The 25,327-nt window shown below is 68.5% G+C and carries 16 protein-coding genes, 4 pseudogenes and 1 riboswitch; of the genes and pseudogenes, 8 read left to right on the top strand and 12 right to left on the bottom strand.

Annotated elements, in window-relative coordinates:
- Nucleotides 1-1,044 (top strand): annotated as a pseudogene (locus ACFYR0_RS27920) (hypothetical protein); the annotation flags it as partial.
- Nucleotides 1,045-1,244: 200 nt separating this feature from the next.
- Here the strand turns inward: ACFYR0_RS27920 and ACFYR0_RS27915 are convergent.
- Entirely contained in the window at nt 1,245-1,409 is a 165-nt protein-coding gene (locus ACFYR0_RS27915; protein WP_389333721.1) for a hypothetical protein, read from the bottom strand.
- Between the two features lie 44 nt (nt 1,410-1,453).
- Nucleotides 1,454-1,521, top strand: a riboswitch (guanidine-III (ykkC-III) riboswitch).
- 11 nt (nt 1,522-1,532) lie between these two features.
- Here ACFYR0_RS27915 and ACFYR0_RS27910 point away from each other — a divergent pair.
- Nucleotides 1,533-2,411, top strand: coding sequence for an MBL fold metallo-hydrolase (locus tag ACFYR0_RS27910; RefSeq protein WP_389333718.1), 879 nt, complete (start codon nt 1,533-1,535; stop codon nt 2,409-2,411).
- 357 nt (nt 2,412-2,768) lie between these two features.
- On the opposite strand, the gene ACFYR0_RS27905 is transcribed toward ACFYR0_RS27910, so the two are convergent.
- The 3 genes from ACFYR0_RS27905 to ACFYR0_RS27895 all read right to left on the bottom strand — a co-directional run bounded on the left by ACFYR0_RS27905 (nt 2,769) and on the right by ACFYR0_RS27895 (nt 6,986).
- On the bottom strand, nt 2,769-4,061 hold the full coding sequence (locus ACFYR0_RS27905; protein ID WP_389333715.1) for a pentapeptide repeat-containing protein: 1,293 nt from the start codon (nt 4,059-4,061) through the stop codon (nt 2,769-2,771).
- A gap of 105 nt (nt 4,062-4,166) precedes the next feature.
- Nucleotides 4,167-6,050 carry a DNA/RNA non-specific endonuclease gene (locus tag ACFYR0_RS27900; RefSeq protein ID WP_389333712.1) on the bottom strand — a complete coding sequence of 628 codons (1,884 nt, stop codon included), beginning with the start codon at nt 6,048-6,050 and terminating at the stop codon, nt 4,167-4,169.
- Nucleotides 6,051-6,641: 591 nt separating this feature from the next.
- Nucleotides 6,642-6,986, bottom strand: a complete 345-nt coding sequence (locus ACFYR0_RS27895) for a NucA/NucB deoxyribonuclease domain-containing protein (protein ID WP_389333709.1) — start codon at nt 6,984-6,986, stop codon at nt 6,642-6,644.
- Nucleotides 6,987-8,168: 1,182 nt separating this feature from the next.
- Here ACFYR0_RS27895 and ACFYR0_RS27890 point away from each other — a divergent pair.
- The 3 genes and pseudogenes from ACFYR0_RS27890 (at nt 8,169) to ACFYR0_RS27880 (ending at nt 11,642) form a co-directional block, all read left to right on the top strand.
- The gene (locus ACFYR0_RS27890) at nt 8,169-9,437 is read left to right on the top strand and encodes an RICIN domain-containing protein (protein ID WP_389333706.1); all 1,269 of its coding nucleotides are present in this window, start codon (nt 8,169-8,171) and stop codon (nt 9,435-9,437) included.
- A 215-nt stretch (nt 9,438-9,652) separates the two neighbouring features.
- Nucleotides 9,653-11,154, top strand: a pseudogene (locus ACFYR0_RS27885) (ISL3 family transposase).
- Between the two features lie 221 nt (nt 11,155-11,375).
- Nucleotides 11,376-11,642, top strand: coding sequence for a hypothetical protein (locus tag ACFYR0_RS27880; protein WP_389333703.1), 267 nt, complete (start codon nt 11,376-11,378; stop codon nt 11,640-11,642).
- A gap of 93 nt (nt 11,643-11,735) precedes the next feature.
- Here the strand turns inward: ACFYR0_RS27880 and ACFYR0_RS27875 are convergent, their stop codons facing one another.
- From ACFYR0_RS27875 to ACFYR0_RS27865, 3 genes are read right to left on the bottom strand one after another with little or no spacing between them, the layout of a single operon-like run.
- On the bottom strand, nt 11,736-14,594 hold the full coding sequence (locus ACFYR0_RS27875; RefSeq protein ID WP_389333700.1) for a hypothetical protein: 2,859 nt from the start codon (nt 14,592-14,594) through the stop codon (nt 11,736-11,738).
- Nucleotides 14,587-15,468 (bottom strand): serine peptidase, encoded by an 882-nt coding sequence (locus ACFYR0_RS27870; RefSeq protein ID WP_389333697.1) that lies wholly within the window; start codon nt 15,466-15,468, stop codon nt 14,587-14,589. Before ACFYR0_RS27870 ends, ACFYR0_RS27875 begins: the two co-directional genes overlap by 8 nt.
- Nucleotides 15,469-15,473: 5 nt before the next feature.
- The gene (locus tag ACFYR0_RS27865) at nt 15,474-17,471 is read right to left on the bottom strand and encodes an AAA family ATPase (protein ID WP_389333694.1); all 1,998 of its coding nucleotides are present in this window, start codon (nt 17,469-17,471) and stop codon (nt 15,474-15,476) included.
- A 240-nt stretch (nt 17,472-17,711) separates the two neighbouring features.
- On the opposite strand from ACFYR0_RS27865, the pseudogene ACFYR0_RS27860 reads away from it, so the two are divergent.
- Nucleotides 17,712-18,061, top strand: a pseudogene (locus ACFYR0_RS27860) (ABC transporter ATP-binding protein); the annotation flags it as partial.
- A 130-nt stretch (nt 18,062-18,191) separates the two neighbouring features.
- On the opposite strand, the gene ACFYR0_RS27855 reads toward ACFYR0_RS27860, so the two are convergent.
- Nucleotides 18,192-18,938: a transposase family protein gene (locus ACFYR0_RS27855; RefSeq protein WP_389333691.1), complete on the bottom strand. Its 747-nt coding sequence runs from the start codon at nt 18,936-18,938 to the stop codon at nt 18,192-18,194.
- 192 nt (nt 18,939-19,130) lie between these two features.
- On the opposite strand from ACFYR0_RS27855, the gene ACFYR0_RS27850 reads away from it, so the two are divergent.
- On the top strand, nt 19,131-19,907 hold the full coding sequence (locus tag ACFYR0_RS27850) for an ISAs1 family transposase (RefSeq protein ID WP_389333688.1): 777 nt from the start codon (nt 19,131-19,133) through the stop codon (nt 19,905-19,907).
- A gap of 520 nt (nt 19,908-20,427) precedes the next feature.
- Here ACFYR0_RS27850 and ACFYR0_RS27845 read toward each other — a convergent pair.
- From ACFYR0_RS27845 to ACFYR0_RS27830, 4 genes and pseudogenes are all read right to left on the bottom strand, one after another.
- A complete protein-coding gene (locus ACFYR0_RS27845; protein WP_389333685.1) occupies nt 20,428-20,889 on the bottom strand; it encodes a barstar family protein in 462 nt (153 codons plus the stop codon).
- Nucleotides 20,890-20,894: 5 nt separating this feature from the next.
- Nucleotides 20,895-21,404: a ribonuclease domain-containing protein gene (locus ACFYR0_RS27840; RefSeq protein WP_389333682.1), complete on the bottom strand. Its 510-nt coding sequence runs from the start codon at nt 21,402-21,404 to the stop codon at nt 20,895-20,897.
- A 90-nt stretch (nt 21,405-21,494) separates the two neighbouring features.
- Complete coding sequence (locus ACFYR0_RS27835) at nt 21,495-21,587, bottom strand: hypothetical protein (RefSeq protein WP_389333680.1); 93 nt, start codon at nt 21,585-21,587, stop codon at nt 21,495-21,497.
- A gap of 247 nt (nt 21,588-21,834) precedes the next feature.
- Nucleotides 21,835-23,373 (bottom strand): annotated as a pseudogene (locus ACFYR0_RS27830) (ricin-type beta-trefoil lectin domain protein); the annotation flags it as partial.
- 430 nt (nt 23,374-23,803) lie between these two features.
- On the opposite strand from ACFYR0_RS27830, the gene ACFYR0_RS27825 reads away from it, so the two are divergent.
- On the top strand, nt 23,804-25,225 hold the full coding sequence (locus ACFYR0_RS27825) for a hypothetical protein (protein ID WP_389333677.1): 1,422 nt from the start codon (nt 23,804-23,806) through the stop codon (nt 25,223-25,225).
- Nucleotides 25,226-25,327: the final 102 nt, after the last annotated feature.

Here is a 25,327-nt window from a genome sequence, read left to right as displayed (position 1 = left end):
CGCTCCTACGACCAGGTCATCAAGCTCGAACAGGAACGCCTGGTCTACCAGGCCCGCCTGCGCTCCCGCTACGGCCGCGCCTGGCGCCGCAAGGCGCCCGTCGAGTCCCTGATGCCGCTGCGCCTGGCCCGCTACGGCGTCCCCCTCGCCGAGACCGCCCCCGCCGGTCCGGCAGGGCCCGCCGCGGTGGGCGTCGAACCGACGGCCGTCCCTGAACGCCCGCAGCGGCCCCGGCCCTTCGCGTACCCTTCCTCCGCCAACCCGGCGGCCGTCACCCGACAGGGAGACGAACCGGCTCTCGCGCGCGGCACCGCGACCCGCCCGGACCTGCCGCCGGCCGCGCACCCACAACAGCGCATCCACCGACGGGAACAGACCCTCGCCAGTGCGATCCCAGACGAACTCGCCACGACCCCCCGGCAGGACAAGACCGGCGAGCGGGAGCCGCCCACCGAGGGGAGCGCGGCCGCCAGCCACAGGCACTTTGGCGATCGCCCTCCGCGGCAAGGCCAACCGGGACCAGCCGGCCCGCGGGACCGGGCCGCCGCTCTGCCAGCACGCAATTTCCCCGCGAGCGACGCAGCCGGTGGCGCAGCACCGGAAGCGGGCATTGCCTGCACGCATTCCTCGCTCACCACAGTCGACCGCTACTACCTCGCGTGGAACGAGTACCGGGCCGAGCATGGTGAGGAACCCAGCGCCGAACGGCTCTCCGGCATTCTTTCGGACCAGGGCCTGCGCAGCCGCGCCGGCGGTAAACCGGTGAGCCCCTCCACCCTGCGCCGTTACCTCCTGCCCTTCCGCGTCTACAATCTCTGGGCCGGCCAGCGAGGAGGCGGGCCGGCACCGTCGCCGGACGCGATAGCCCGACGATGCGCTGTCCAAGGCATCACCGCGCAGCATCAAAAGCCCCTCAGCGCCGACTACATCGCCGGCCAGAGCGCCGACTTCGAACGCCGCTGGCAGGCGCTGTCCGTGTACGGGGCCGCGAGAGCCATCACACCGCCAGGCAGCGACTGCTCCACCCGCGCCCCGGCCGAGTGATCTCTCCCCGCCACCTGTGATCGACACCTCGCGACACGGGCCCGACAGACCGGGCCACCACAGCGACCCTGCGCAGGCGGAAAAGTCGCCATCCCAGCTGCCCGATCCCTCGATGAGCGTGCCCGCGACAGCCGACTCCCTCCTCGGCGCGCAGCCCACCAGATGGCACGTTTTGACGCGGAGGCTTCTCCGAAGCGGGGTCAGGTGACATTGTGCGGAACGGCGTCGTGGACGCGCACGTCGACGCAGGTGACGGGGAGCGCAAGCAGATGCGTGACGATCCCGCGGCGTACGTCCTCGGCGATGTCGTCGTCCGGGCGCGGGAACACCCGCAGCAAGACGGAGCGGCTGACGCTACCCGTCACGGGGGCGACTGGGGGGCGTCGATCGATCCGGTGGTAGCCTCACAGCGGAGGCGCGTAGGTACCAGCCCCGGACGAGATGTGCGCCGTATCCGGCCTGTCAAGACGACGCACTCAGGAGGCGTCATGGCCGCAGATACATCCTTCATCGACTTTGACAGCCCGGCCCCGCTCCCTCGCGCGTTGGACGTCCGCTGGATCCACGGCTCACCGTCGTCCAAGCACAACACCGACCCGGACATCCAGGTCCACGCGTACGACGAGCACACGGTCATCCTGCGGCAGAACATGGCGATCGACTACGAAGCGCCGTTCCTGTTCCTGCTGTTCGGCAACACGCAAGCGGTGCTGATCGACACCGGGGCCACCGCGTCCCCCGAGTTCTTCCCCCTGCGCCAAGTCGTCGACGAGCTCGTCGACGGCTGGCTCGCCCGCCACCCCCGACAGGACTACCACCTGCTCGTCCTGCACACCCACGGCCACGGCGACCACATCGCGGGCGACAGCCAGTTCACCGACCGCCCCGACACATCCGTGGTCGACGCCGACCTCGCCACCGCCTGGAAGTACTTCGGATTCGACGAGGACCCCACCGCCACGGCAAGGGTCGATCTGGGAGGCCGCACCCTCGAGTGCCTGGCCACTCCCGGGCACCACGAGGCAGCGGTCACGTTCTACGACCCGTGGACCGGGATCCTGCTCACCGGCGACACGGTCTACCCCGGCCGGCTCTACATCCAGGACTGGTCCGCCTTCACCCGGACCATCGACCGCCTGATCGAGTTCTGCCGCCACCGACCCGTCACCCATGTCCTGGGCTGCCACATCGAGATGACCACCGAACCGGGCGTGGACTACCCGGTCCGCACCACCCACCAGCCCCACGAACCCCCGCTGCAGATGACCACCGGCCACCTGCACGAAATCCGCGCCGCACTCAGCGAGATCGGCGACCAACCCCGCCGACTCGCCTACCCCCTCTTTATCATCTGCCCGAACCACTGAACCGCCCCGGGGAACACCGCCGGCCCGGTCGCAGAGAAAGCGGAGAGCACCCAACCCGCGACCCGCGTGACCCGGCTCAGCGCCCGCTGAACACGTCGAATCAGCAGACGGCCCAGGAGACGGACAGGTGGGTGTTGAACCTGTGCGAGCGGGTCGAGAACGAACTGGACACCGGACAGATCGGAGAGGCCGTCGCAGAATGGCTGCCCGGCCGATTCATGGCGGTTGCGCTGTCCGTCATCGACACCGTGCGCGAACGCCGCCGCTGCGATCGAAGAAGCTCGGCAAGGCGACGCCCTGCCTCGAGACCGATGCCGCCCTCGCCGAATAGCCTTCCACGCACCGTGCACTGGCGTCCTATTGCTGGGCGTTTGGATCAAGCCGCTTTCTGATACGCCTATCATCGGCGATGTGTGGGGGCAGCGTTGTCGTCTCGTCGAGACAGGCATCCAGCACTTGTTCGACGCGCAGACCCTTGGCATTGCTCAGGTCAGCACCGTTATGGACGCGCCGCCGTTTGCCACTGCGCGAGTCGGTGCCATTCTCCAGTCTCGTAAGGGTGTCGGTGGGGAATCGGCCGAGGCGTGCGCCTTTGAGCCTTACGCCTTCAAGGTTGGCTCCTCGGAGATTGGCGCCCACGAGGCTGGCGTTCCGGAGGTCGCTGCCGGCGAGGTTTGCATCCTGCATGTCTGCTCCCCAGAGCACGGCCCCACGGAGGTCTGCGTGCTCGAGTCTGGCCTTTCGCAGAATGGTCTTCATGGCAACGGCAGACCTGAGGCGGGTACGACGCATGTGGATCCCGCTCAGGTCACGGTGGCTGAGGTCGGCGCGTCCGGGCTTGGATGCCGCCTCAATGCGTCCCGGCGTCAGGAGCGTGGTCTCCAGGGCCGTGACAATGGCGTCGATGCGGCGTGAAGCCTTTGCCCTGAACTCGTCCTTGTCGTAGATGAAGCCGCGTGTTGCAGTGAAATCGGTCTTGCTGAAGCTGGTCCGCCCGACCTTTGGCATGCAGTGGCTATTGCTCTCGAACTCCTCGACGATGCGGTTGAGATAGTTCTCGATTTCCGTGCAGTGGGCCGAGATCGGCTTTGTGACGGTTTCACGCTGACCATCGCTCCCACGTCTGTCACCCGCCTTGTCGACGGAGATGTCGTAGCCGCCGATGACATGGCATTGAATGAGAGGGGCACTGCGAGCGAGGCTTTCGAAGACAAGCTGGTGCTCGGACAGTTCGGACAGCAGCCGGGAATAGGCCTCGGCCGTGATGGCCGGCTCCCGCTCGGGCGCCGTTTCAGCCTTGAGCACTCGGCGGACCTGTTTGACACCGTGGTAGGCGCCCAGCATCTCGGTGAGGAAGGCCCTGATGCGGTCGTCCCGGCGCTGCCGCTCCAGACGGGCCTGCTGCAGATCGAAGGTCGCCGCTCCCACAAAGAACCCGACAACCGAGACACCCAGCACCTGAAGGCACACACGCACGACCTCGAAGAGCACAGTGCTGGGCCGAGGCCACGCAAACACCAAGATCACCGCCAGGACCAGGCCTGCGATCGTGGCGACAACGCCTACGAGAGCAAGTGCACGCCTGTCGGGGCGGCCGTGGAAAAAGCGCTTGGGCCGGGCGGGGCTCGGGCTCGGCCATCCAGTGGTCATGGCGCGGCTCCTGGTGGGAAACGGGCGGGGACGTGGACTGCCGTCCCGGCGCGCTCGCGGCGCGCCGGCACGGGTCAGACTTCGAGCCGGGCGGTCTGCAGGGGATCAGTCCCAGGCGATGTCGCTGAGGCTGTCCAGTGGGGTGCGGTCGGCGAGGGCTTCGGGGACGCGCAGGGTGTCGCCCTTGTGCAGAATGGTGGGGAAGCTGAGACGGGTCCGTTCTTCGAGTTCGCCGAGGGTGACCTGGAAGACGCGGAACTCGTCGAGCTCGAGGGCCTCGAGCTGGCTGAGATTCTGGGTGAGCAGGAAGGCTTTGGCTTTCAGTTCGCCGTTCTCGGTGAAGGTGATGATCTTCCAGAACTCGCGGGGGATCTGCACGTTGCGGAAGGTGCGGTCATCCGTCTGGAAGACAGGTCCGCCGAACACGCTGACCTTGAGGTCGTCGACGTCGACATCGGCGAAGACGGCGTCTTCGAGTACGCCCCACAGCCCGTCCTTGGAGCTCTGGTTGAAGTCGTCCATCTGGGGAGTGATGTTGGTGTAGAAGAACGAATCGCGGTTGGCCTTCTGGGCTTCCGGCAGGGGCCCCCACAGGAGGTCGGCGCGCCGGGCAAGGTGCCCGCGGTCCAGTCGGTTGTTCTCGTACAGTTCGTTTCCCACCTGCGCGTTGGCGGGCAGTCGGGGGTCTTTGACGAAGGGGATGCTGCTGCGGCTGAGCCGCTTGAGGGAGCCGCCGTCGATGTTCCAGGCCACCCAGATCGCAAAACGCCGCGTCATGTGCAGGGCGAGCGAGAAGTGGGTATAGGGGATGACTTCGGAGCCGTCGAGGAGGACCGCGTCGCGGGTGAGATCGGCATCGAGCTGGGGGACCTCGATGCGCTCTGTGAGGAAGCCTGCGTCGTAGCCGGTGACCGTACGGATGTCCTGGGGTCCGGGCTGGGTGAGGGTGATCTCGAGCTTTTCGAACACCGAGGCCGGCAGGCAGGCCAGGGCGTGCTCGTCGGGGTCGCCCTTGCCCTCGCCGGCGAAGTGCAGCCCTGCCATGACCGTACCCGGACGGCCGTTGCCCTGCTTGAACAGCCACAGGGCTCCCGAGTCGCCCGGCTTGCTGATCTCCCCGTCGTCCGGCCGGTTGGCGGGGTCGGGTCCGATCTCGAAGCAGCCGACGGTCTTGACGCCGGCGCGGCCGCCGTAGTTGATTTTGGCGACGGTGTCGATACGGCGGACGATGCCGTGGGTGACGCCGGTGGTCCGCCCGCTCTTGACGACCTTGTCGCCGAGCCCCGGCTCCCCCAGCTGTGTGGGTGTCACACCGAGTTCGAAGATTTCCTGGCGGAAGGCACGGTCCTCGATGGTGGCGATAGCGCAGTCGCCAGCCACTCCCAGGTGCGAGCGTTTGAGCACGCCCAGACGGTTGCGGCGGGTGCGGTTGTCGTCGTGCGGGCCAGGCTGCGCAACTGCCTCACCCAGGTCACCCTCCTCACCGTGCAGCACGTGCCAGTTGCTCAGCACGTACGGGGTGCCATCGGCCCGGTCGAAGACGATGCAGCCGATCGTGCCCGCCCCTGGCGGCTCGGAGGAGGAAAGGCCCACGCTCACACCGGGCTCGATGGTGTCCAGGCGCCGCTTGCGGGCCGGGCTCTCGACTTCGGCTACCGGCCGGAACTGCGGCCTGTAGGTGCGCTCGAGGACGTCCGTGGGTACTTCCACGCCGTCCACGGTGACGGTCTCAGGAATCAAGGTCGTGCCCAGCGCCTCCAGGGCTTCCGGCTCCGCCGTCTTGCTCGCCACGGTGAACTGCAGCACGACCTGGGTACCGCGCTTGCCGCGGGTGACCTTGTGGCCGATGCCGACGGAGGTGATGTTCGGATCCTCCAGCAGCTGCGGGCCGCGGGCGCGCACGTAACGCCGCAGCGAAGCGATCAGCTTCTCCCCGGAGGTGCCGTTCTCCGCCGACGGCGCAGTCTTCTTCTTGCTGTTCGTGACCATGACAGGGCAGATCCCTTCACCCGGAGGAGACGGCACACAGGCAGCCCGGACAGCCCGCAGCGGGGCCTGACAGATGCCTCAACACCGTCATTAGTCACGCATAGTAGCGAAAGCATCTCGCTACGTGCATGGGAATGGCAGCGTCCAGAACACGCCCGTTCCCAAAGCCACCTGTTCAGCCGGTGGGTAAGCCAGCCTCCGCTGCGCCACCCATCGCCGACAGCGCCCGGACCGTGGGCTTCCCCCTCGAGAACTCCGCGACCTGCAACTCTGCGTCCACGCCAAGCAGGCGGGCCCGGCGGCCGAAGTCGGCGAAACTGACCGCGAACGAGCACAGGCGGCGGCCCTCCTATGCTGACCGGCGCACCCGACGTCGACGGCGACGCCATCCCCGACATCTGCACCGTACGGTCCGCCTCTACACCGGCAGCCGGACCGTACTGTCGGGGGCCGGAACTGAGAGCGTCTCTCTGTGCGAACGTACAAGGCGCACAACACGCGATGACCAGCCGGGTGGATGACTGCGGTGGCCAGGTGTCTCTGGCCGCTGAACGGTGCGTCAGCAGCCGGTCCCATCGGGAGGGTTCAAGTTCAGACACTCACCCAGAAGGAGTCGCCGTCGATCACGCGGTTCTCCCGGTAGAAGGTGCTCATCAGCGTGCCCTGGTCGATCTGTTCCCGTCTCGGGACCCAGGCCCAGCCACGGTAGGCCTCGTTCAGGCTCCGACCGCCTTCCCGGGTGGTGGCGAAGGGGTACTCGTCGCACCACAGGCCGGGGCTCGGGGGCGGTCCGACGATGCGGCGTCCGCACACGGCCGCGCGGTTGGTGTCGGTGGTGGTGCGGTGCAGGGCGCGGTTGTGGTAGCCGGGGACGCCGTAGCCGCCGCGGTCCTGGATGGTGCGGATGCTCTGGGAGATCTCGAGCAGGTGCGCCATGTCGACGGTGGGGGTGAAGGTATTGACGACGCAGCCGGCGCGCAGCGTGTGGGCGCAGCGGATGGAGGTGAAGCAGGGGCCGCTGCCGGGATGGTTCTCGTAGTCGGGGGCGCAGGACCGCGGTGACGGTGAAGATGGGGACGTTGACGTGCTGGTTGCCGGTGGTGACGGCGTCGGTGAAGACGAAGGCGCCGGAGTACTCCAGGCCCGGTGCGGCGGGCGGTCCTGCGATCTGGCCGGCCGCCGCGGTGGGCACTGGTCGCGCCCGGTGAGGCGCGCGACAGCGATCCGACGGCGCGGGCCTCGCGCGGCGGGGATCTGGCCGAGGTACACGAGCTGCACGCCAAGGGCTCGTCGGGACGGCCGGCCACTGGACCCAGCTCCTGCCGTAGGAGGGGCTGGCGCGGCAGTCGCAGGGGGTGATGCCCTGACGGTGATAGCGCGGCGGTGCCTACCAGTGGCGGCATGCCGCTACCCGTCACTCACACTGTGAAGACCCGGGGGAAGCGGATCTTGCCCCCGGTTCCCGGATACCCGAGACGCTTGGATCTTGAATCCAGGAGAACGGACATTCAGTGGTCGTGAAACACTATCCGCCGGAGTTCAAGGCGGACGCGATCGCGTTGTACGAGTCGCGCCCGGGTGGAGCCGCCCACGCGGCTGGACGCGTAGAACTACGCCGTGCGCAAGAAGGTTTGTGAGCTGGTCGAACACGGCCCGAACTGCGGCCGCCGGACAGTTGGAAGCCCCGCTGGACCGTGCTCCTGGCGAGTTCTGCCGCCTGACAGAGTCGACGGTGCCCATGACGGTCGCGGCGGTGCAGACCAGCTACTCCCCCACCGAGTTTCAAGCGGCCGCGGCACAAGCGGGTGATGAGCCGCTGCTGCTCGGCGGCAGCACCGCCCTGCTGTCTCAGTGGGCCGTCCACCGTGCACCACCCCCGTATCGGACCGATCCTCTACCTGCCCACCTCCACCGTGCACCGCCACCGCCGTCGCACCCGGCGGCGGTCGCCCGGGCCGGCCTGGGTATCTGTGGCCTGGGCGTTGAGCGAACGATCAGCGGACGATGATCCGCTGTTGATGCCGGGGCAGGAGGCTGCTGCCCGTGCGGCGGATCCGCACAACCGGGCGCAGTGCACGCACAGCTCCGGCGACACCCGACAGGATGGAGATCTGGACCGTGTTACACACAGTTCTGCGGCGACTGGCCGCGCGGCTGACGGTGGTGGTGATGGCCGTGGGGCTGCTCCTCGCCGGCGGGGGCACGGCGTCGGCGGCGCCGCCGGACAGCCACCGGGTGGCCACCTGGAACATGCAGGTCGGCACGGACCGCTGGTCCGGCGCGCAGATCCTGTCGCGCACCTTCGACGTGCTCGCACTGCAGGAAGTGCCCGGCACACCCCCGGCGGGCGCGTTCCACCTCGGGGATCGCGACGGCATCCGCTCCTACCTGTGGCCCATCGGCGGCGGAGAGTACCGCTACCTGTACATCCTCCTCGAGCCGTCCAGGAACCTGGGCATGGTCACCGCCACACCGGCCGACCAAGTCACGCGGATCCAGGGCGTCTACCGCGACGCCCTGGGCGTGGTGTACGACGCCGATGACACCGTGTTCGTCTCGGCCCATGCCGCCTCCAACGGCGGCCGGCCCAACGACGCCGCCGCCCTGGTGCGCAGAGTCGCCCGGTACGCATACGACGAGGTGATCGGGCACTGGGCCGTGCTCGGCGACTTCAACCGCGGCCCCCAGGACCTCGTGGGCGACAATCTGCCCGCCGGATCGCGGATCTACAACAGCGGCCTGGCAACCCAGCAGAACGGCAACGAGCTCGACTACATGGTCGCCAACGTTGACACCCAGAACTGGCAGGCGGCCGTCGACACCAACTACGGCAGCGACCACTGGCCGGTCGGCTTCTCCGCCCTGCAGGCGGCCGGTGAGCCGACCGAGCTCACCATCCACGCCGACAACAGCGACCGGCTGCTGGACGTCTACGGCACGCAGACCACCAACGGCACCCATGTGATCATCTATCACCCCAACGGAGGCGCCAACCAGCGCTGGAAGCTGTTCCCGGTGGGCCGCACCGGCGACACGGGCAGCCAGCTGTACCGGATCGTCAGCACCCAGAGCGACAAGTGCCTCGACGTCAACCGCGGGCAGGGCAGCCGCGACGGCGACTGGCTCAACATCTGGGACTGCCACGGTCGCGACGGCCAGCCCACCCCCGGCGGTTACCCCAGCGACACTCAGAACTTCAGCCTCGAACACCCCGACCCGCGCTTTCCCAACCTGACCGCGTTGCGCGACAACGGCACCGACCGCTACGCCAATGTCGACCGCAACCGCACAGGTGACGGTACCTGGCTCATCCAGTGGCCGTACCAGACCGGCTCCGACGGACGTCCGGCCGCGAACGAGACGTTCTACCTGCACCCCCGGTTCTGACCCCAGCCGCGACCCGCGGTCGCGGACACGCCGACCCCGGGCAGACCCAGGGTCTCCCGGCTGCCGCCGCAGCCGGGAGACCCTGCCCGTCACCGGCCTCCGCCCCGGGGCGGGGGACTGTCAAACGAGTCACTCTGGCCCGTAGTCGGTGGTGACGCCGGGTAGCCATCCGCGATCATGATCTGGTGATAGATGTCAACTCCCTTATCGGAACGATGTTTTCCGGGCTCTCGGCGCTGGTCGTCGAGGACGTGACGGATGACGGTCACAAGGCGGCGGTCACGGCCCGCACCCGGGATGCGGCGGTGCCGTGTCCGGTGTGCCGAACACCGGCGGCGAGGGTCCACGCGTACCACCGCCGGACCGTGCGGGACGCGCCGGTCGACGGCCCCCGGCCGTCGTCCACCTGCGCGTACGAAGGCTGGTCCGTCCGGTCCCGGGGCGCTCCCGACAGACCTTCCGTGAGCAGATCCCCGGACTGCCGAAGCGCCATCAGCGCCGCACTGTGCGTCTCGCCGGGCAGATATCGCAGGTGCCACGGGAGTTGCCCGGCCGGGCGGCCGCACGCCTCGCCAACCCGCCGGCCGTGCCCGTCTCCCGCAGCACCGCCCTGCGCCGTCCGCGGCGCCTGCCGCTGCCCAGGCATGCCACCCCGCGGGTGATCGGCGTGGACGACTTCGCCCTGCGCCGCCACCGCTACGCCACGATCATCACGGATGCCGAAACCGGCAGACACGTCACGGTCCTGCCCGACCGCGAGAGGACCACCCTGGAGTCCTGGCTGCGCAGACATCCCGGTGTCGAGGTCGTGTGCCGCGACGGCTCGGCCGCCTACGCCGAGGCCGTCCGCCGCGCCCTGCCCCACGCGGTGCAGGTCAGCGACCGATGACACCGCTGACGCAACCTCTGCGACAAGGCCCGCCTCGAAGCCCGCGCGCACACCGACCGCTGGGCCACCATCAACCCGCCCCGCCCCGGCGCAGTACGCAAGCAGACCACCCGCGAACGCTGGAACAATATCCACGATCTCCTCGGCCAAGGTATCGGCCTGCTTGACTGCCCCCGCCGCCTGGGCCTGGCCCTGAACACCGTCAAACGCTACGCCCGCATGCCCGACCCCCAGACCTTGCGCCTCACCCCTGCCTACCGGCCCACCCTCGTCGACCCCTACCGTGAGCACCTGCGCTGGCGCCGTGCCGAAGAACCATCCGTCCCCGTCACCCACCTCTTCGAGGAGATCCGGGAGCTGGGCTACACCGGCAGCGCAAACCTCCTGGTCCGCCACCTCAACCAGGGCCGCGCCGAAGGCGACCGCCCCGTCACCACGGTGCGTCACGCCGCTCGCCTCCTGCTCACCGACCCCGAAAATCTACGCCCGAAGGAAACGGCCCTGCTGGAGGAGATCGCCGCAGCCTGCCCGGAAATGACCGAACTCGCCGATCTCCTACGCGACTTCGCCGCCCTGCTGAAACCAGCCGAGGGCAACGACACGAAACTCAGCGACTGGATCACAGCCGCCCGCGCTGTCACCCTGCCCCACCTGCACAGTCTCACCAACGGGCTCGAAATCGACAGGTCCGCCGTGAACGCCGGCCTCACCCTGCCCTACCCCAATGGCCGCAGCGAAGGAGTCAACACCCGTACCAAGAGGATCATGCGACAGATGCACGGACGCGCCGGATTCGACCTCCTCCGCCACCGCATCCTCCTGCCCTGACGGCTACTCGGCGTCACCACCGACTACAGGCCAGAGCCGAACGTCTTACAGTTCCCAACGGCCCCACCGAGGGTGTCAACACCAAGACCAAGCGCATCGCGCGCCAGCTGCACGGACGAGCAGGCTTCGCTCTGCTCCGCCGCATCCTCCTCGGATAACAGTCACCCTGGGCGACCACCGAAAGTGAGATAGGGCCGTTCCTCACTTGCGAGTGAGACACCGTGGCAGGCGGAGATCAGTACACCGGGCGCTGGTACAACACCGTGACCCTCGCCGAGAGACTGCTCATCGAGGTGCCCGGGGACCATCTCTGCCCCGCGACCGGCTCCGGCGACAAGGCGAAGCAGGGCAAGTACCTGGTCGCGTTCTTCTGCCGCTGGCTTCGGGGCGACACGCGGTTCTCGCCGTTCCTGTGCGGATCCGAGCGTGACCCCGACCGCAACGACCCGTCCGTGGTCACGGCGTGGCAGGACACCTGCTCCTTCTGAACGAGCAGGCGGTGACATGCCGACGGGCCTGCTCGCCCGACGGTGTGTCACCGCCCGTCGCCTGACCGGGCAGCGGGCCCATAGAGGGTCGGCTCAGTACCTCGCCGACCGGGTTCTACGGGTTCCGAAACGGCTTGGGAGATGATCGATCCACGTACTTCTGCCGAGACGCGCGCGACCCGCCTCCGACAGCTGGTACCAGTCCGAGTCGGCCATGCGGCGCACGAGGTCCCGTCGCTCCAGCGCGTCCAGTACGGCCTCGACCCGCCCGAGCGGCAATTTGGTACGGAGCGCCTTGCGCAGCTCGGAGGCGTCCTGGGCGCCGCGTCGCTGGAGGGCGGCCAGAACCGCTTCGTTGAGCTGGTTCGAGCGGCGTTTGCCCCGCTTGAGGGCGGATCTCTTGCCACGGCGTGACGTGGGCTTCGGTTCGGATGGGTCGTCATGCCACGGCCCCGGGTCGTCCGACGCGGACAGGACGGCGAGTTCCTGTCCGTAGCCGACGGCCACTACCCCCTCCGCCGTGCCGAGGGCGTCCGCGTGCTCCGGAAGCCACACGGTGGCGCGGGGTTCGCCGGTCGCGGCGTCCCAGAACTGCACCGCGCCGTCCGTGTCCACCTCGACGACGACCGGCCCGCCGGCGGACGTCGCGACGGTTGGCGCGGATGCGCCGGCACCGGCGATGTGGGCGGCGGGCCGGCCCGTATCGGCGTCCCAGACCCGGATGATCCCGTCGGTGTGCCGCGACACGATCGTGCCGCCGCCCGACGCGGTACTGCCGAAGGCCACGGCGGTCAGTTCCGCGGTGGCCGGGCTCATGCTCCGGCGCAGTTGCCCGGACGTCAGGTCCCAGACGTCGATGCGGCCGCCCCGATGACCGAGGACCGCGACGGGCTTCCCCCGGATCCACCCGGTGGCGATCGCGATGGCGCCCGGGGCCGGACGGTCAGTGCGGGGTGTCCCGCTGCCCAGCTCGTGGACCTGTGCCTGGCCGTCGGCCCGCAAGACGACCACGACCGGTCGCCGGACGGATCCCCCGGCCGACAGGGCCGTGACCGGGTGGCCGGACTTCGGCAGTCGCCACAGGACCTCGCCGCTGGTGGTGCGGCGGCCGACGAGCGCGCCGTCGGCCGTGGCGGTGACGACGACCGGGCCGTCCGCAGTGTCCCCGAGGCCGAGAGCGGTCACCGAGTGGCCTCCTATGGTGTAGGCCTTCTCCAGTTTGCCGTCGGAGGCGTCGAAGATCCTCAGCCGGTGGTCGTCGCAGGCGGTGGCGATCAGGATCCGTCCGGCCGCCCGCCCCGCCGTGAGGGCCTCGGTGCGTCTGGGGCGCCGGGTGGCTTCTGCGACGCCGCGGCTCAGGGGCAGCCGCCAGAGCCTGCTGGTCGCGTCGTCTCCGCAGCTGACCACCAGTGGCTCGCTGCTGCCGGAGCTGTGGACGCCGATGGCGCGTACGGCTGCCTGATGGGCGGTCAGGGTGTGCAGCAGGCGGCCGTCGCCGAGGTCCCAGACCCGCAGCGTGCCGTCTTCCCAACCGGACACGAGCGCCCAGCGGGAGAGGGAGGCGAGGAGCTCCGAGCGCCGGTCGGGCGGTCGGCGGCGCCTGCTCCCCAGGACGGAGGGCACGCTCGACCCCGCCGTCGACACGAGGACGGCGAAGCCGGCGGTGAGGGCCGTGACCCGCCCGGTGTGGCCCGTGAAGGTGTGGAGCACCCGTCCGTCGTGCACTGCCCGGACCTCGATCGCGCCGTTCGCTCCGGCGACGACGGCGACCGTGTCCTCGCGGGTGTCGATCACCGACAGTGCCGACACGGCACCGTGCTGCCACGACCAGCCGGAGTTCGGCTCGGAATCGGCCAGCTCCCAGACCTGTCCCCGCCCGCTCTCGGTGACGAGCACCACGGCGGGGCTCCCGCCGTCGTCGAGCGCCGACAGGGCGACAACGGGACTGGTGCCGGTCGAGAGGCGGTTCACCTCCTCGCCCGTGATGAGGTCGACGGCGACCACCTGGCCGTCGTGCCCGCCTATCACGACCACCGGCTCACCCTCCCAGCCGGGGACCAGCGCGGGCCGTGCGGCTGGGGTGGCCACCTTTGCGAGAAGATGACGGGGCCGACGGGCCCGCAGGTCCCAGCTGCGGACGGTGCCGTCGGCTCCGCAGGTGACCGCGACCGGGACGCCGTCCGCCTCGGACAGCAGGACATCCGTCACGGCACCCGCGTGGGCGCCGTGGATCTCGCCGAGCGGTTTGCCCGTCAGGGCGACCCACCAGCGCACGCTGCCATGGGTGTCCCCCGTGACCGCGAGAACTCCCGCGGGCGTCGCCGCGACCGCGAGCGCGCTGAGCGGCGCCGTGTGACCGCTGAGTTCGCCGTGCAGGGTGCCCTGGCCGAGATCCCAGACATGGGCCGTGTGGTCGTCTCCCGCCGTCACCGCGAAGTCCCGGCTCTCCGATGTCGCGAGGCCCAGCGAGTGGATCGGCTCGCTGGTCCGGGTCAGTGTGCCGATCAGCGCCGAGCTGATGCTCTGCGCGGTGGACCAGCGGCACTGCCAGGGTGCTGGCGAGTCGTGCGGTGGATGGTAGAGCCGCTCACTGACGAGAGGTCCCCCGTAGCGCAGGGCGTCGACGGCCAGGATGTGCCGACGTGCCTGCGGGCCCGAGCCGCCGTGCCGGGCCAGGGACGCTTGGTAGACGAGCATCATGCGCCCGGAGGCCGCGGCTTGTGGCAGAGCGCTCGCGGTGAGGACCGACGTGGGGTCCGCGTGCACCAGGAACTCCAGGTCCCGGAAGAGCACCTGGAGACGGCCGCACTCCTCGGCGTGCTCGGTGGCGTGCCGTCGCAGATAGGGGGAGGCCAGGTCCCAGCGAGGGATGCCCTCGGTGACCACATCGCGCATCAGCCGGTCGAAGACCCGCGCCGCGACGTCGGGCTCGAACCGGGCACGATCATCCATGGCTCGCCCCGTCCCTGTGCCTGTCCCCGTCCCTGTGCCTGTGCCTGTCCCCGTTCACGCGCCCGGCTCGGACCGTGTCGAGGAGCGCGGCGAGTCGGCGGGTCTTGAGGTAGTTCGTCACCTGGTGGAAGTCGGCGATGTGAATGGAGCAGTCCTCGTCGCTCTCCACTCCGCCGAACCGCCGTGAGATCCCCTTGGGCGGAAGGGCGACCAGATCGCCCCGGTCGGCGAGATTGGCCCAGCGTCGCACTGCGGCCGGCCGGCAGCCGCGGCCGTCGACCGGTGCCGGTGAGAGCCGGTCGAAGACGGCCTTGGGCAGGGCGAGCGGCGAGCCGAGCGTCACCCAGAGCGGCACGGAAGTGGTCCGCGGGGCCAGGTGGAGGGTCTCGTAGGCCACGACGCTGCCGAGCGAGTGGGCGATCACCACGTCGGGCCGGACCCGTTCCAGTGCCGCGCCCAGCCGCGCCTGCACCGCTTTGCGCGCCCCGCCGACGGCCTGGTAGGCCGCGACCTCCTTGACGAGCCGCACCATGAACCATTCCATGACCCGGGTGCTGCATGCCCACGAAGCGGCGAGGTCGGCGAGGTAGGCGCGGTGGAGCGAGGTCAGCCGACCCTGAGGTACCGCTCGTGAAGAGGCCACGGGCAACGACTCCAGCACGTGGGACAGCAGTTCGGCCTCTGGGTCGGTGAGGCCGTCCAGATCGTCGTCGTCGCTCTGCCGACCAGGCGCGCGCAGGAGGTCGGCGTAGTACACGACTTCCACGGCGGACGGATCCACGCCCAGGCCGCGCGCCCAGATCGCGGACAGCCTCAGGCTCGCGGTCTCGGCCGTCTCACCGGGACGGTGATTGCCGATCCCGTGGATGCCCACGATCTTCATCTCGTGCTCGCAATCGGGTAGGGATGGGCCTTGAGATAGTCGGCGAGGCCCTGGTGGAAGAGCCGGTAGAGGGTGGAGCCGTCGGTCTCGACGCCGGTCCGCAGGTAGAAGCGGGCGGCGTCGAGGAGTCGGCGCACGTTGTCCTCGGTCACCTCCGCGTCGAACTCCGGGGCGACGGCCGCGACCGCTTCGGTGGGGAATCCCTCGCCCTTGGCCCAGGCCACCGCGGCCAGAACGGCCCGCAGCCGGGGGCCGTCCGTCTGGAGGCTCAGGTCCAGCTCCAGCACCTCGGGCAGGGTCAGCGGCACACTGTCGCCGAGGCGGGCGGCGCCGTGCGGGTCCTGGGGCGCCTCCAGCGACTCCAGCGCACGGGCGAAGATCCGGGAGACGAGGAACGGCCCCCATTCGCGGAGGCTGCGCTCGTCCCCGGTGAGCGCGCCCGCGACGCTCTCGGCCAGCGCCGTGCGGACCGCCCGCTGCTCCGGTCCGCGATAGGCGGGCAGGTCCGCCAGATGACGCATCAGATGTTTGGCGAGGTCTGTGCGCAGTTCCTGGTGGGGGACTTCGTCCAGGTCGATCAGGGTGCCGTGGCCGGCGGCCAGGTCGAACAGGGGCAGGAAGAGCGGCCACTTGCGTGTGCCGACGACCAGGCGGCAGACCGGCGCTCCGTCGGGGCGCGGCGTGGACGCCAGTGGGAGCAGCAGGTCCCGCATGAGGATTTCAGGCCCGTCGGCCTCGTCCAGCCCGTCGAAGATCAGTGCGGGTGGGTTCGGAAGCGACCTCAGGGCCGTCAGCAGTTCCTCGACGGTACACGGCTCGCCGTGCTCCTCCGTGGCCCGGGGCAGCCGCCACTGCGCGGCCAGCGAGGACAGGACCGCGTCGAGGCCTCGATTGCGGGCGTGGAACGCGGCGAGGGCGGGGTTGGGGGAGGGAACACCATCCGGGTGCTGCGCCGCGAGGTAGGTCCGGATCTGCGGCACCGCCTCGATGACCTCCTCATGGCCAGCACAGACCAGTGCCCCGAGCAGGGCGGACTTTCCGCAGCCCGGCGCGCCCGTGACCAGGGTGAGGCCGCCGCCGGCCGGGTCGTCCAGCCAGGGCGCGAGCTGGCGGAGCTGGCGGTCGCGGCCCACGAAGTAGTTCCCGACCTTGTCGATGAAGTGCTCGGCCCCGAGGTCAGTGACGAATTCGCGTACCGGCGGGTCGATCGTGCCGATGCGCTGCCACTGGGGGTCGTCCACCCAGCGCGGATTGGGGAAGAAGGGCAGATGCCGCTCACGTGCCAGGTCCACTCTGGTGGAGTGGACCAGTTGGCTGCTGCCCAGCTCACGCAGGCGGCGCTGGATCGCGGGGACCACCTTGTCCCACAGCACGTAGCGCAGGGACCTGTCGGTGTCGAGGCCGTTCGCGGCGATCTGTTCCAGGACGTCGGCCACGGCCGCGCTGAAGGCGCCGTCGAAGGCGGGAAGGTCGGGGCTGGTGGCAGCGATCACCCAGGCGTGCAGTTCCTCGTCCGAGGCCCTGGCCAGCTGCGCGATCCTGGCTGCTCGGCCGGCGTGGCACAGATCCACCACGAACAAGGTGGGCTCCGGTCGCAGATGCGCGCTTCGCACCCACAGGTCAACCGCGCTCTCCGCTCCGACCGCGCCGTCGGAGGCGACCATGAACAGGGGCTCCGGATCAGGGGTGCGTCGCCCATCGGGGAGCGTGGTCGTTCCGTGCGAGATGACGTGGACGATCCGGGACCCCGCGCCGCTCGCCCGGCGTATGCCGTCGTCCACCGCCGCCAGATCGGGATCGCGCAGAGCGTCCACGGCGTAGGAGAGCCCCCGGTACGCGGTGACCAGCCGGGGCATCAGCTCGTCGACGAACAGGAGATCGTCCCAGCCACGCGCTCCGGCCGGGGTCTCCTGGTCGTCCGGCACGGCCGAACGAAAGGTGCCGACTCCCATGAGCAGCACGCCCGGATCCCGCTCCGACGAGCTTCCCGCCATCACGTCCTCCACCGCGCCCCACCCTGGACCAGCCCGGGGTACGCGTGGTGCATGGGCCCCGCCGCCTCCATGCTAACCGCGCCGACGGACCGTCAAGTGCGCTTTTGCGCATGCCCTTTCAACATCCCGCGCGCTGTCGCGGTCGGTGGATCATGCCAGTACGGCCACGCCGACAGGATGCACGAAGCGCCCGCATCCGAACATTCCGGCGACGGCGTGCCGCGACCGCGTTGTTGGTTACCGCAGATCGCCTCGGCCGCGGACCTGCAGCTCGTGGATCTCCACATGCGGGCCGAACTCGCCGCCTACCACGCGGAAGGGTTCGGTGACCGGAGCCAGGCGGCGGAGATCGGCGCGCTGCGCGCCGTCGACCTCGCCGACGACGCCAAGACCCTCACCAACGCACTCGTGCAACTCGCCTCCGCGGCCGTTGTACTCACCACCTTGCACCCGCTGCTCCTCGGCGTGCTGCTGCTGTCCGTCCTCCCCCGCGGCTCGGCGGCGTGATCGCCGCACGGGTCGACTACCGCGTCCACGACCAGACCATCTCCGCCCGCAGTGTCCGCGGCATGATGCGCTGGTGGCTGACGCCCGTTCAGCGCTACCGTGCCCGCCCACACGCTCAACTGGCAAACTACGAGGTTTATAACAGCCATGTGTCACGATCCGCGAGCAGTGATCAGTACGCTGATGCAGCCATTTATCGACAGTGAGCCTCTTTCATCCTGAATAGCTGCAGGTCAGCCACGTGTGGATGGCCTGGATGCTGGTGCTGATACGGCGGGTGGAGCATCGGGCCCGCCGGAGTAGTCGCCAGGACTTGAGTTGGGCGAAGGCGCGTTCGCCGGGCGCTCGGAGCCTGGCGTGGTCACGGTTGAACTCCTGGTAACGCGGAGGCTGTTCGCGGTGGTGGTAGTACGGGGTGCGGACGGTGGCGTCGGCGCCCTGGTAGGCGCGGTCGGCCAGGACGAGGATCTGCCGGGTCAGGCAGGCCTGGACGATGCCGTGGGAGCGGGCCGCGGTCAGATCGTGGGTGCGGCCCGGTGTCGCGCGGGAGAACCACAGGGGTGTGCCGTCGGGGCAGGCGATGACCTGCACGTTCATGCCGTGCCTGCGGTGCTTCATGGAGTAGTAGGGCTCGTCCGCACAGATTCGGTCGGTGGGGATCAGGGTGCCGTCAACGATGAAGTGGCCGCCTTCACCGAGGCCGGTGAGGGCTTCGTGGGGGCCGGGCGCCCAGCCGGCCAGGACCTCCAAGGTCTCGTCGACGTACCGCCAGGCGGTGGCCTGGGATATCCCGAACCCCGCTCCGAGCTGCGAGAACGTCTCGTTCTTGCGTAGATGGACGAGGGTCAGCAGCGCCTGCTGGAAGCAGCCGAGCTTACGCCGGCGGGTGTTGCGGACCTGGCGATGCTCATGCAGCAGCCAGACGACATGCTCGACGAGCTCATGCGGGACGTCGAGCATGGAAGGATACGAAACCAACAGGGCAGGGGCATTGCATGAAGCGGATCCGTCCGGTTCATGCGCCCCGTCCGTGACGTCGTGTCATGTCCTGTTCTGGGGCCGGGGAGCAGTGCAGGCACGGCGCCGGTGATCATGTGGTGTCGAGACCCATGAGAACCGAACGAGACCGTGCCCGCCCCTGCATCATCTCCCATGCCCGTCGCGCTGGAGCACCTGGCCCACGCTCCTTCTTCCGCACCCCTCGTCGACGCAGCCGGTCTGCGTCCCTTCCTGGACACGGTGCCCGACCCGCGGGATCGCAGGGGCCGCCGACATCCGCTGTCCGCGCTGCTGGCGGCGGCAGCAGCCGCGGTGCTGGCCAGCGCCCGCTCCCTGGCCGCTATCGGCGAGTGGATCACGGACGCACCCCGCTGGGCCCAGGCCGCCCTCGGATTCGCCCCGGATCCCCTGACCAGGCAGGTGATGGTCCCGCACCCGGCGACGGTGCGCCGTCTGCTCGCCCGGCTGGACGGCGACGCACTGGATGCCGCGATCGGCGCCTTCCTGTCCGCACGGACAGCCCGCACCCGTGAGCCGGACGCGCTGCGGCCGATAGCGGTGGACGGCAAAACTGTCCGTGGCTCGCGCACCCGGACCACCGTGGCGGTCTCGCTGCTGTCCGCGATGGCGCACAGCGGAGAAGTCCTCGCCCAGCGCCAGGTCGCCGACAAGAGCAACGAAATCCCCTCCTTCGCCCCGCTGTTGAACGGCGTCGACCTCACCCATGCCGTGATCACGGCGGACGCCCTGCACACCCAGCACAGCCACGGCACCTACCTGCGCTCACGAGGAGCCCACTACATCGCCGTCGTGAAGAAGAACCACCCCGGCCTGTTCGACCGCGTCCGCACCCTGCCCTGGCGCGAGATCACGCTCGACCACTACGAGCGCACCCGAGCCCACCATCGCGACGAGAGATCCGCCGGCTGAAGACCGCCGCGTTCGCCCACCTCGACTACCCCGACGCCCGCCAAGCCCTCCAAATCGTGCGCTGGAGATGAGATCTCGGCTCGGGCAAGCTGACCATCGAACGCGTCTACCTGATCACCAGCCTGCCGCCCGGCGCGGCCACCGGCGCCCAGCTCGCTTCCTGGATCAGAAGCCACTGGGGTATCGAGAACCTGCTTCACCACGTCCGTGACCGGACCTTCCGCGAGGACGAATCCAAAATCCGTACCGCCGGGCTGCCCCGCACGATGGCCAGTCTCCGGAACCTGGCCATCGGCCTCCACAGGCAAGACGGCCAGAAGAACATCGCAGCCGCCCTCCGGCACACGGCCCGCGACTACCGTCGGCCCCTGGCCCTCCTCGGCCCCACCGGATGAAACCGGACAAGATCACTTCACGTAAAGACCCTGCTTGGGGGAGGCCCTGGGGAGGCCCCGTCAAACGAACCGAGACCCTCACCGAACACGTCCGCCAGAAACAGCAGCGAGGCTAACGATCAAGCTCAGACCCGAGAGGCCGCCTCGCCGGAGGCAGAGGTCCAGTCCGCCGCATAGAAGAGCTCCAACTGCCCAAAGTCGTCACCTGACAATGCACGTGCCATCATTTGGAGAAGTGAGACAGACCGCACAAAAGCATGAATGTTCGCATCAAGAAATGCGGCAGATGACGAGAAGACAATCGCTATACAGAATGGCCCGCCCGCACCTCGATCACGCAAAATATCCCGCAGCGCATCCCAATTTTCACCATAGCATTCGGGGGCCGAAAGAGCGTGCCCAAGTTTGATCAGTAGATCCCGCTCCGCCTTCACTCCGAGAAGATCTACTTCGAGAACCGAGAAGTCGGCCCGGAGCAAATCGCCCAGGAGTGCAAGGCGTTGGCCCTCTTGAATGAAGTAGGGCTCATTCGGCAACCAGGGAAGAATCTCACCGAGATCCACCCACGAGTCCAAAAAGTCATCCATTCCCATCACCTTACTCGATAAAAAGTCTTGTAATGATCTCCGGAATAATACACTTCACCCCTCTCCCCGAAGACCAATCGCTGCACCCCTCTATTGACGCCACCAGTCGGCCACACGTCAGACTCGGTGTAATAGCCAGCCTTCCTTTTGGGTAGCTTTCCCGCATCATTGGTGAATTCACCCCTCTGATAGCCCTTCTTCCCTCCCTTCATCACTCCAGCCGGCGTGCGCCCGGTTTTGTCGAAGTAATTGATCACTTTCTGGACTTGCGCACCAAGCGGAGTTAGAAAGCTGTTGGAATTATGGACCAACACAGGCGCGTCGCCCGCCAGCACATAGTACGTGTGCAGGTCGTCCACAGTGAGGTTGTACGTCCGGGCCCGCCTGCCGAACGGCCGGTTTGACGTGATGGGGACTGATGTCCCGTCCGGCGTACGGAGATGCATGCCAGATCTAAGTGACTTCGCCTCCACCCACTGGCCGAGCTCTGGGACCCAGAAGGGGTGCTCGTACATGGCGGTGAGCCTTCGTTCGCCCTCTTGCGTCTTGACGGAGATCTCGTTGAACTGTCTGTCGTTCTCGGTGATGATTAGACGAGTCACAACTCATGACCCAGATTCCCCTGTTTCAGGATCTGTGGCGAGAACCTCGTCCCCGACTTTCACATCTTCGATGTCTTTGGTCTTACCGTCGGCCATCAGGACATCAGTACCCGCAAGGAAGCACTGGGTACAGTCCCCCCTCGACCGATCGACGACTTGCTTCGAGGGCTCCCGCCGAGGGACGGACCACCCGGCCCTTCCCCAACGCCGCCGGTGAGAACAGCCAGATTCGCCACAGCATGCGTGAAACTCGGAACATGGCCGCCGCAACCGCTGTCTCTTCCAAGGTGCATACAGGCGAGGACAACGAGATGCCTGAGTTCCCTGTCGGCAAAGTCCTCATCTACGGTGTCAGAAAGGCAGTCGTCACCGAATCCCCGACACCAGTTGCGGATTTCTTTGTAGATCTGCTGGAAAATCTCGAGGCGTTCTGCCATCTGCGGTCAACGAAAACTCCTGGATAGACCTCGTAGTGCTTCTTCAGAAATTCAGGCGAGGGCTTGGCATTCCCTGCAGCCGCCGCCTGAGAGTTAGCCGAGGGCGTCGCTGACCCAGGCGAAGCTGGTTGGGTGGGGGTCCTGTTCTGTGAATCCGGTGTGGCACGGGTAGGACAGTCAATGAACGGACATAGACCTGTTGGGTCGCTCAGGCTAACCGGACTGTTATTGGCGTACGCATACCCGTTCATCTGGATCGCGTCCGCGATGTCCATGATCGGATCCACCGAGATGAAGCGTCCGGTTGTTGGGTCGTACTCGCGCGCCCCAATGTGCGTGAGACTGCTGGCCACGTCGTCGATGCCGACACCGAGGTAGCTGCGCTTGTCGGGCCAGGCGGACGGCTTGGGCCCGCGGAGGTCGCCGTGTGGCTTGAAGGAACGGCGGGTGACCGGCTGGGTGCCCGACAGTTCGACGGTGGTGTTCGCCGTGCCAAGGTGGTCGGCGATCATCGCGTTCAGCTTGTGGCCCGTCGTTGAGCCATTACTCGTCGAGCGGACGACTGTGGGGGCGCCGAGGTGAGCATAGGTACGTGTGGATCGACTGATGGCGCCCGCCGCGTTCGTGGTGAGTTCCGTCTCGCCAAGGTAGAGAACTGAGCCCGCGTCGGAGCGTTCGAGCAGGCGGTTGCCCGCCGCGTCGTAGATGTAGATGGTCGTGCCTGCCGGGGTCCATTGCTGGGCCGTGGTACCGGCGCACGCGGCGACTTGCAGGTCCGTGCCGTCTGCGGAATTGGCGCCGGGAACGGTCAGGCACAGGCCCGTGCTCGGGTTGTAGAGCGACCTGTCGCCGGTGCGCAGGACGAATGTCTGGGCTGCGTTGCCGCTGGTGCAGGTGCTGAGCTGGACCTGGGTTCCGTTGACGGTGGCGCACTTGCCCAGAGACTTCAGGACGTCTCCGGTGCGCTCCCACTGCTGGCCGCCGCTGTTGTTGCAGGTGTAGAGCTGGATGGGAGTGCCGTCAGCGGTCTGGCCGCCCTGGACGTCGATGCACTTGTCGGCCAGGCCCTTGATCGGCCCCGCTGCCGTATGCAGGGCCCCGGCGGTGTCGAGGCGGCCTTCGTGGTTCCAGGTGAGGCTCTGGGTGGTGCCGCCGACCCGGCGTTCGGTGGTGTTGCCTGTTTCGTCGTAGAGGTACTCGCCGCCACCCTTGCCGACTGGGTAGGTGGTGACCTTCCTCATCGTGTGCGGCTGGTAGGTGTAGGACGGGTTCACGCCGTTGCCAGTGACCGTCTCGCCGTACGTGTAGGTGGACTTGACGTCCTTCGCCGGGTCCGCCGGGTCCGGCTCGGTCATCGTGGCGCGGTTGCCGAGCCAGTCGAACGTGAAGGACTGGCGGTACGCGGTGGCACCCGAGGAGACCGTTCCCGTGTAGGGAGCGGCAGCCACACCGCCCTGGCCGGGGCAGGAACAGAAATCGTCCCGCCCAACAGCTACTGGGCGAAACGCATATCCATCGGCTGAGCACGCGCGTTGGGCCCTTCCCGGAAAGGGAGGGGCCCAACTCCGCGTTTGCGGCCCCGTGAGCAGACATCTACACGAAACTCCGCCGCCAGCTCGAGGGGATCCGGTGGGAGCTGCAGGAAGCGAAAGCTCTTCCGTGGCAGTGTCGGGCCCGGGACGTCCGCCATCACAAGTGAGCCGAAGCGTGATAGGTGTCACCATCGGCAAGCGAAGCAGGGGCGATGTCATCGCGTTCGACTTCTGGCGGGCAGGCTGCCGAGCAGCGGCCCTCGCCGACCACGAGCCATATTTCACGCGCCCTATGCGACCCCCGCCCCTACGATCACCTGGTACGACTGCTGGAGGGGCGGGAATGACTGAGGACATCGAGGACGGGACAGCGGCAGCGACGCGGCTTGCGGAAGGCGCGCCGCTTCGAAGCACGCTGGATGTCGCCGACCCTGCTGCCTGGCTCGCGCTGGACGCAGGAGTGCGTGAAGTGGCCTGGGACCGGACGCAGTTCCTGCCCGGGTGGAAACGCTCCGCCCCACTGCCCGCCGACCTGACTCAGCTCGGCGAGTCTCGGCTCGCACTCGCCCTCTGCCACCGTGACGGGCGGATCCGTCAGGAAGCGGTGCGCCAGTCGGTCCGATACCCCGGTCTGCTGCCGTTGGTCGTAATCCGTTGCGCCGATTGGGTCGGCCCAGTGCGCGAGCATGCCCGGCAGTTGCTGCGCGAGGCCCTGAACGTGGACTCTGCCCTCGACCTCGCGCCGCTCATCCTCCGCGTCTGCCGCCGCGACAGAGGTGCCTTCGGCGTCGATGTGCTCGGCCAGATCCTGAGCCAGGCATCTCCCGGACAGCTCGCTGTTCTCTTCGCCAACCCCGACCGCGCCGTCCGGCGGTTCGCGTACCGGCTGGCCATCGAAGGCCGGCTGCTCCGTCCCGCCCAGCTGGCCCGCGCGGCCGCCGGGGACCAGGACACCGTGGTCCAGGACCTGTGTGCCACAGCGGCGCTCACTGCTCTGGGGGATGAGGATGACTACGAGGGTGTGCTGCCTCCACTGCTGTCCGCACGCAACCCGCGTACCCGTTCGGCCGGCGTCACCGCGCTGAGACGGGCGGGGCGATCGAAGCAGGCGGAACCGTTTCTCAGCGACCGTTCCGCGCTCGTACGCGCCTGCGCCCGGTATGTCGTACGACAGCAGGGAGGTGACCCGTCGGCCTGGTACCGGGAGCGGTGCACGGCACCAGACGACCCCGAGTTGCCGCCCGGCGCGGTCATCGGGCTGGCCGAGTGCGGGAACCACGCGGACTCCGAGCTGCTACGGCCTCTGCTCGCGCACCCGGCAGCCGGGGTGCGGGCGCGAGCGGTAGCAGCGTTGCGGACACTGAACTGCGCGGATGCGAAACAGTTGCGGCCGCTCCTCGACGACCCTGCCGCGGGAGTCGTCCGCGAGACCGCCACCGCCCTGCTGCCCTCGGCCACGGAACTGCCCGCCGACTGGCTACTGGAGCGCACCAGCGCCAAGTGGCCACGGCACGTCCGCGTCAGCGCATTCCGGCTGCTCGACGCACGCGGCGGCATCGTGGCACTACGGGCGGCGGTCGGTCTGTTCGAGGACCCGGATATGAAGCTACGCACCTGGGCCGCGCAATCAGTGCAGCGCTGGAGTCCCTCGCCGGACGGGCAGCGAGGCGACGCGAAGGTGGGGGAACTGCTTGACCGGAGCCGACACCTCTTCAGCGACCACGTGCTGCGCCGACGCAAGCGGGAAGCCGGGGTGGACAGCTGAGACTGCACTGCGATCCAGAATGAGCGCGGAGTTCCGCGAGGGGGTGGTACGGATCGTGACGGAGACGGGGAAAGCCAATCCCGGAGGTGACCGAAGAGCTCG

The sequence above is a fragment of the Streptomyces sp. NPDC005017 genome (genome assembly GCF_042873115.1).
Classification (GTDB): Bacteria; Actinomycetota; Actinomycetes; order Streptomycetales; family Streptomycetaceae; genus Streptomyces.
The sequence above is the reverse complement of the archived record's forward strand: the minus strand, read 5'-3'. Positions and strand labels throughout refer to the sequence as shown.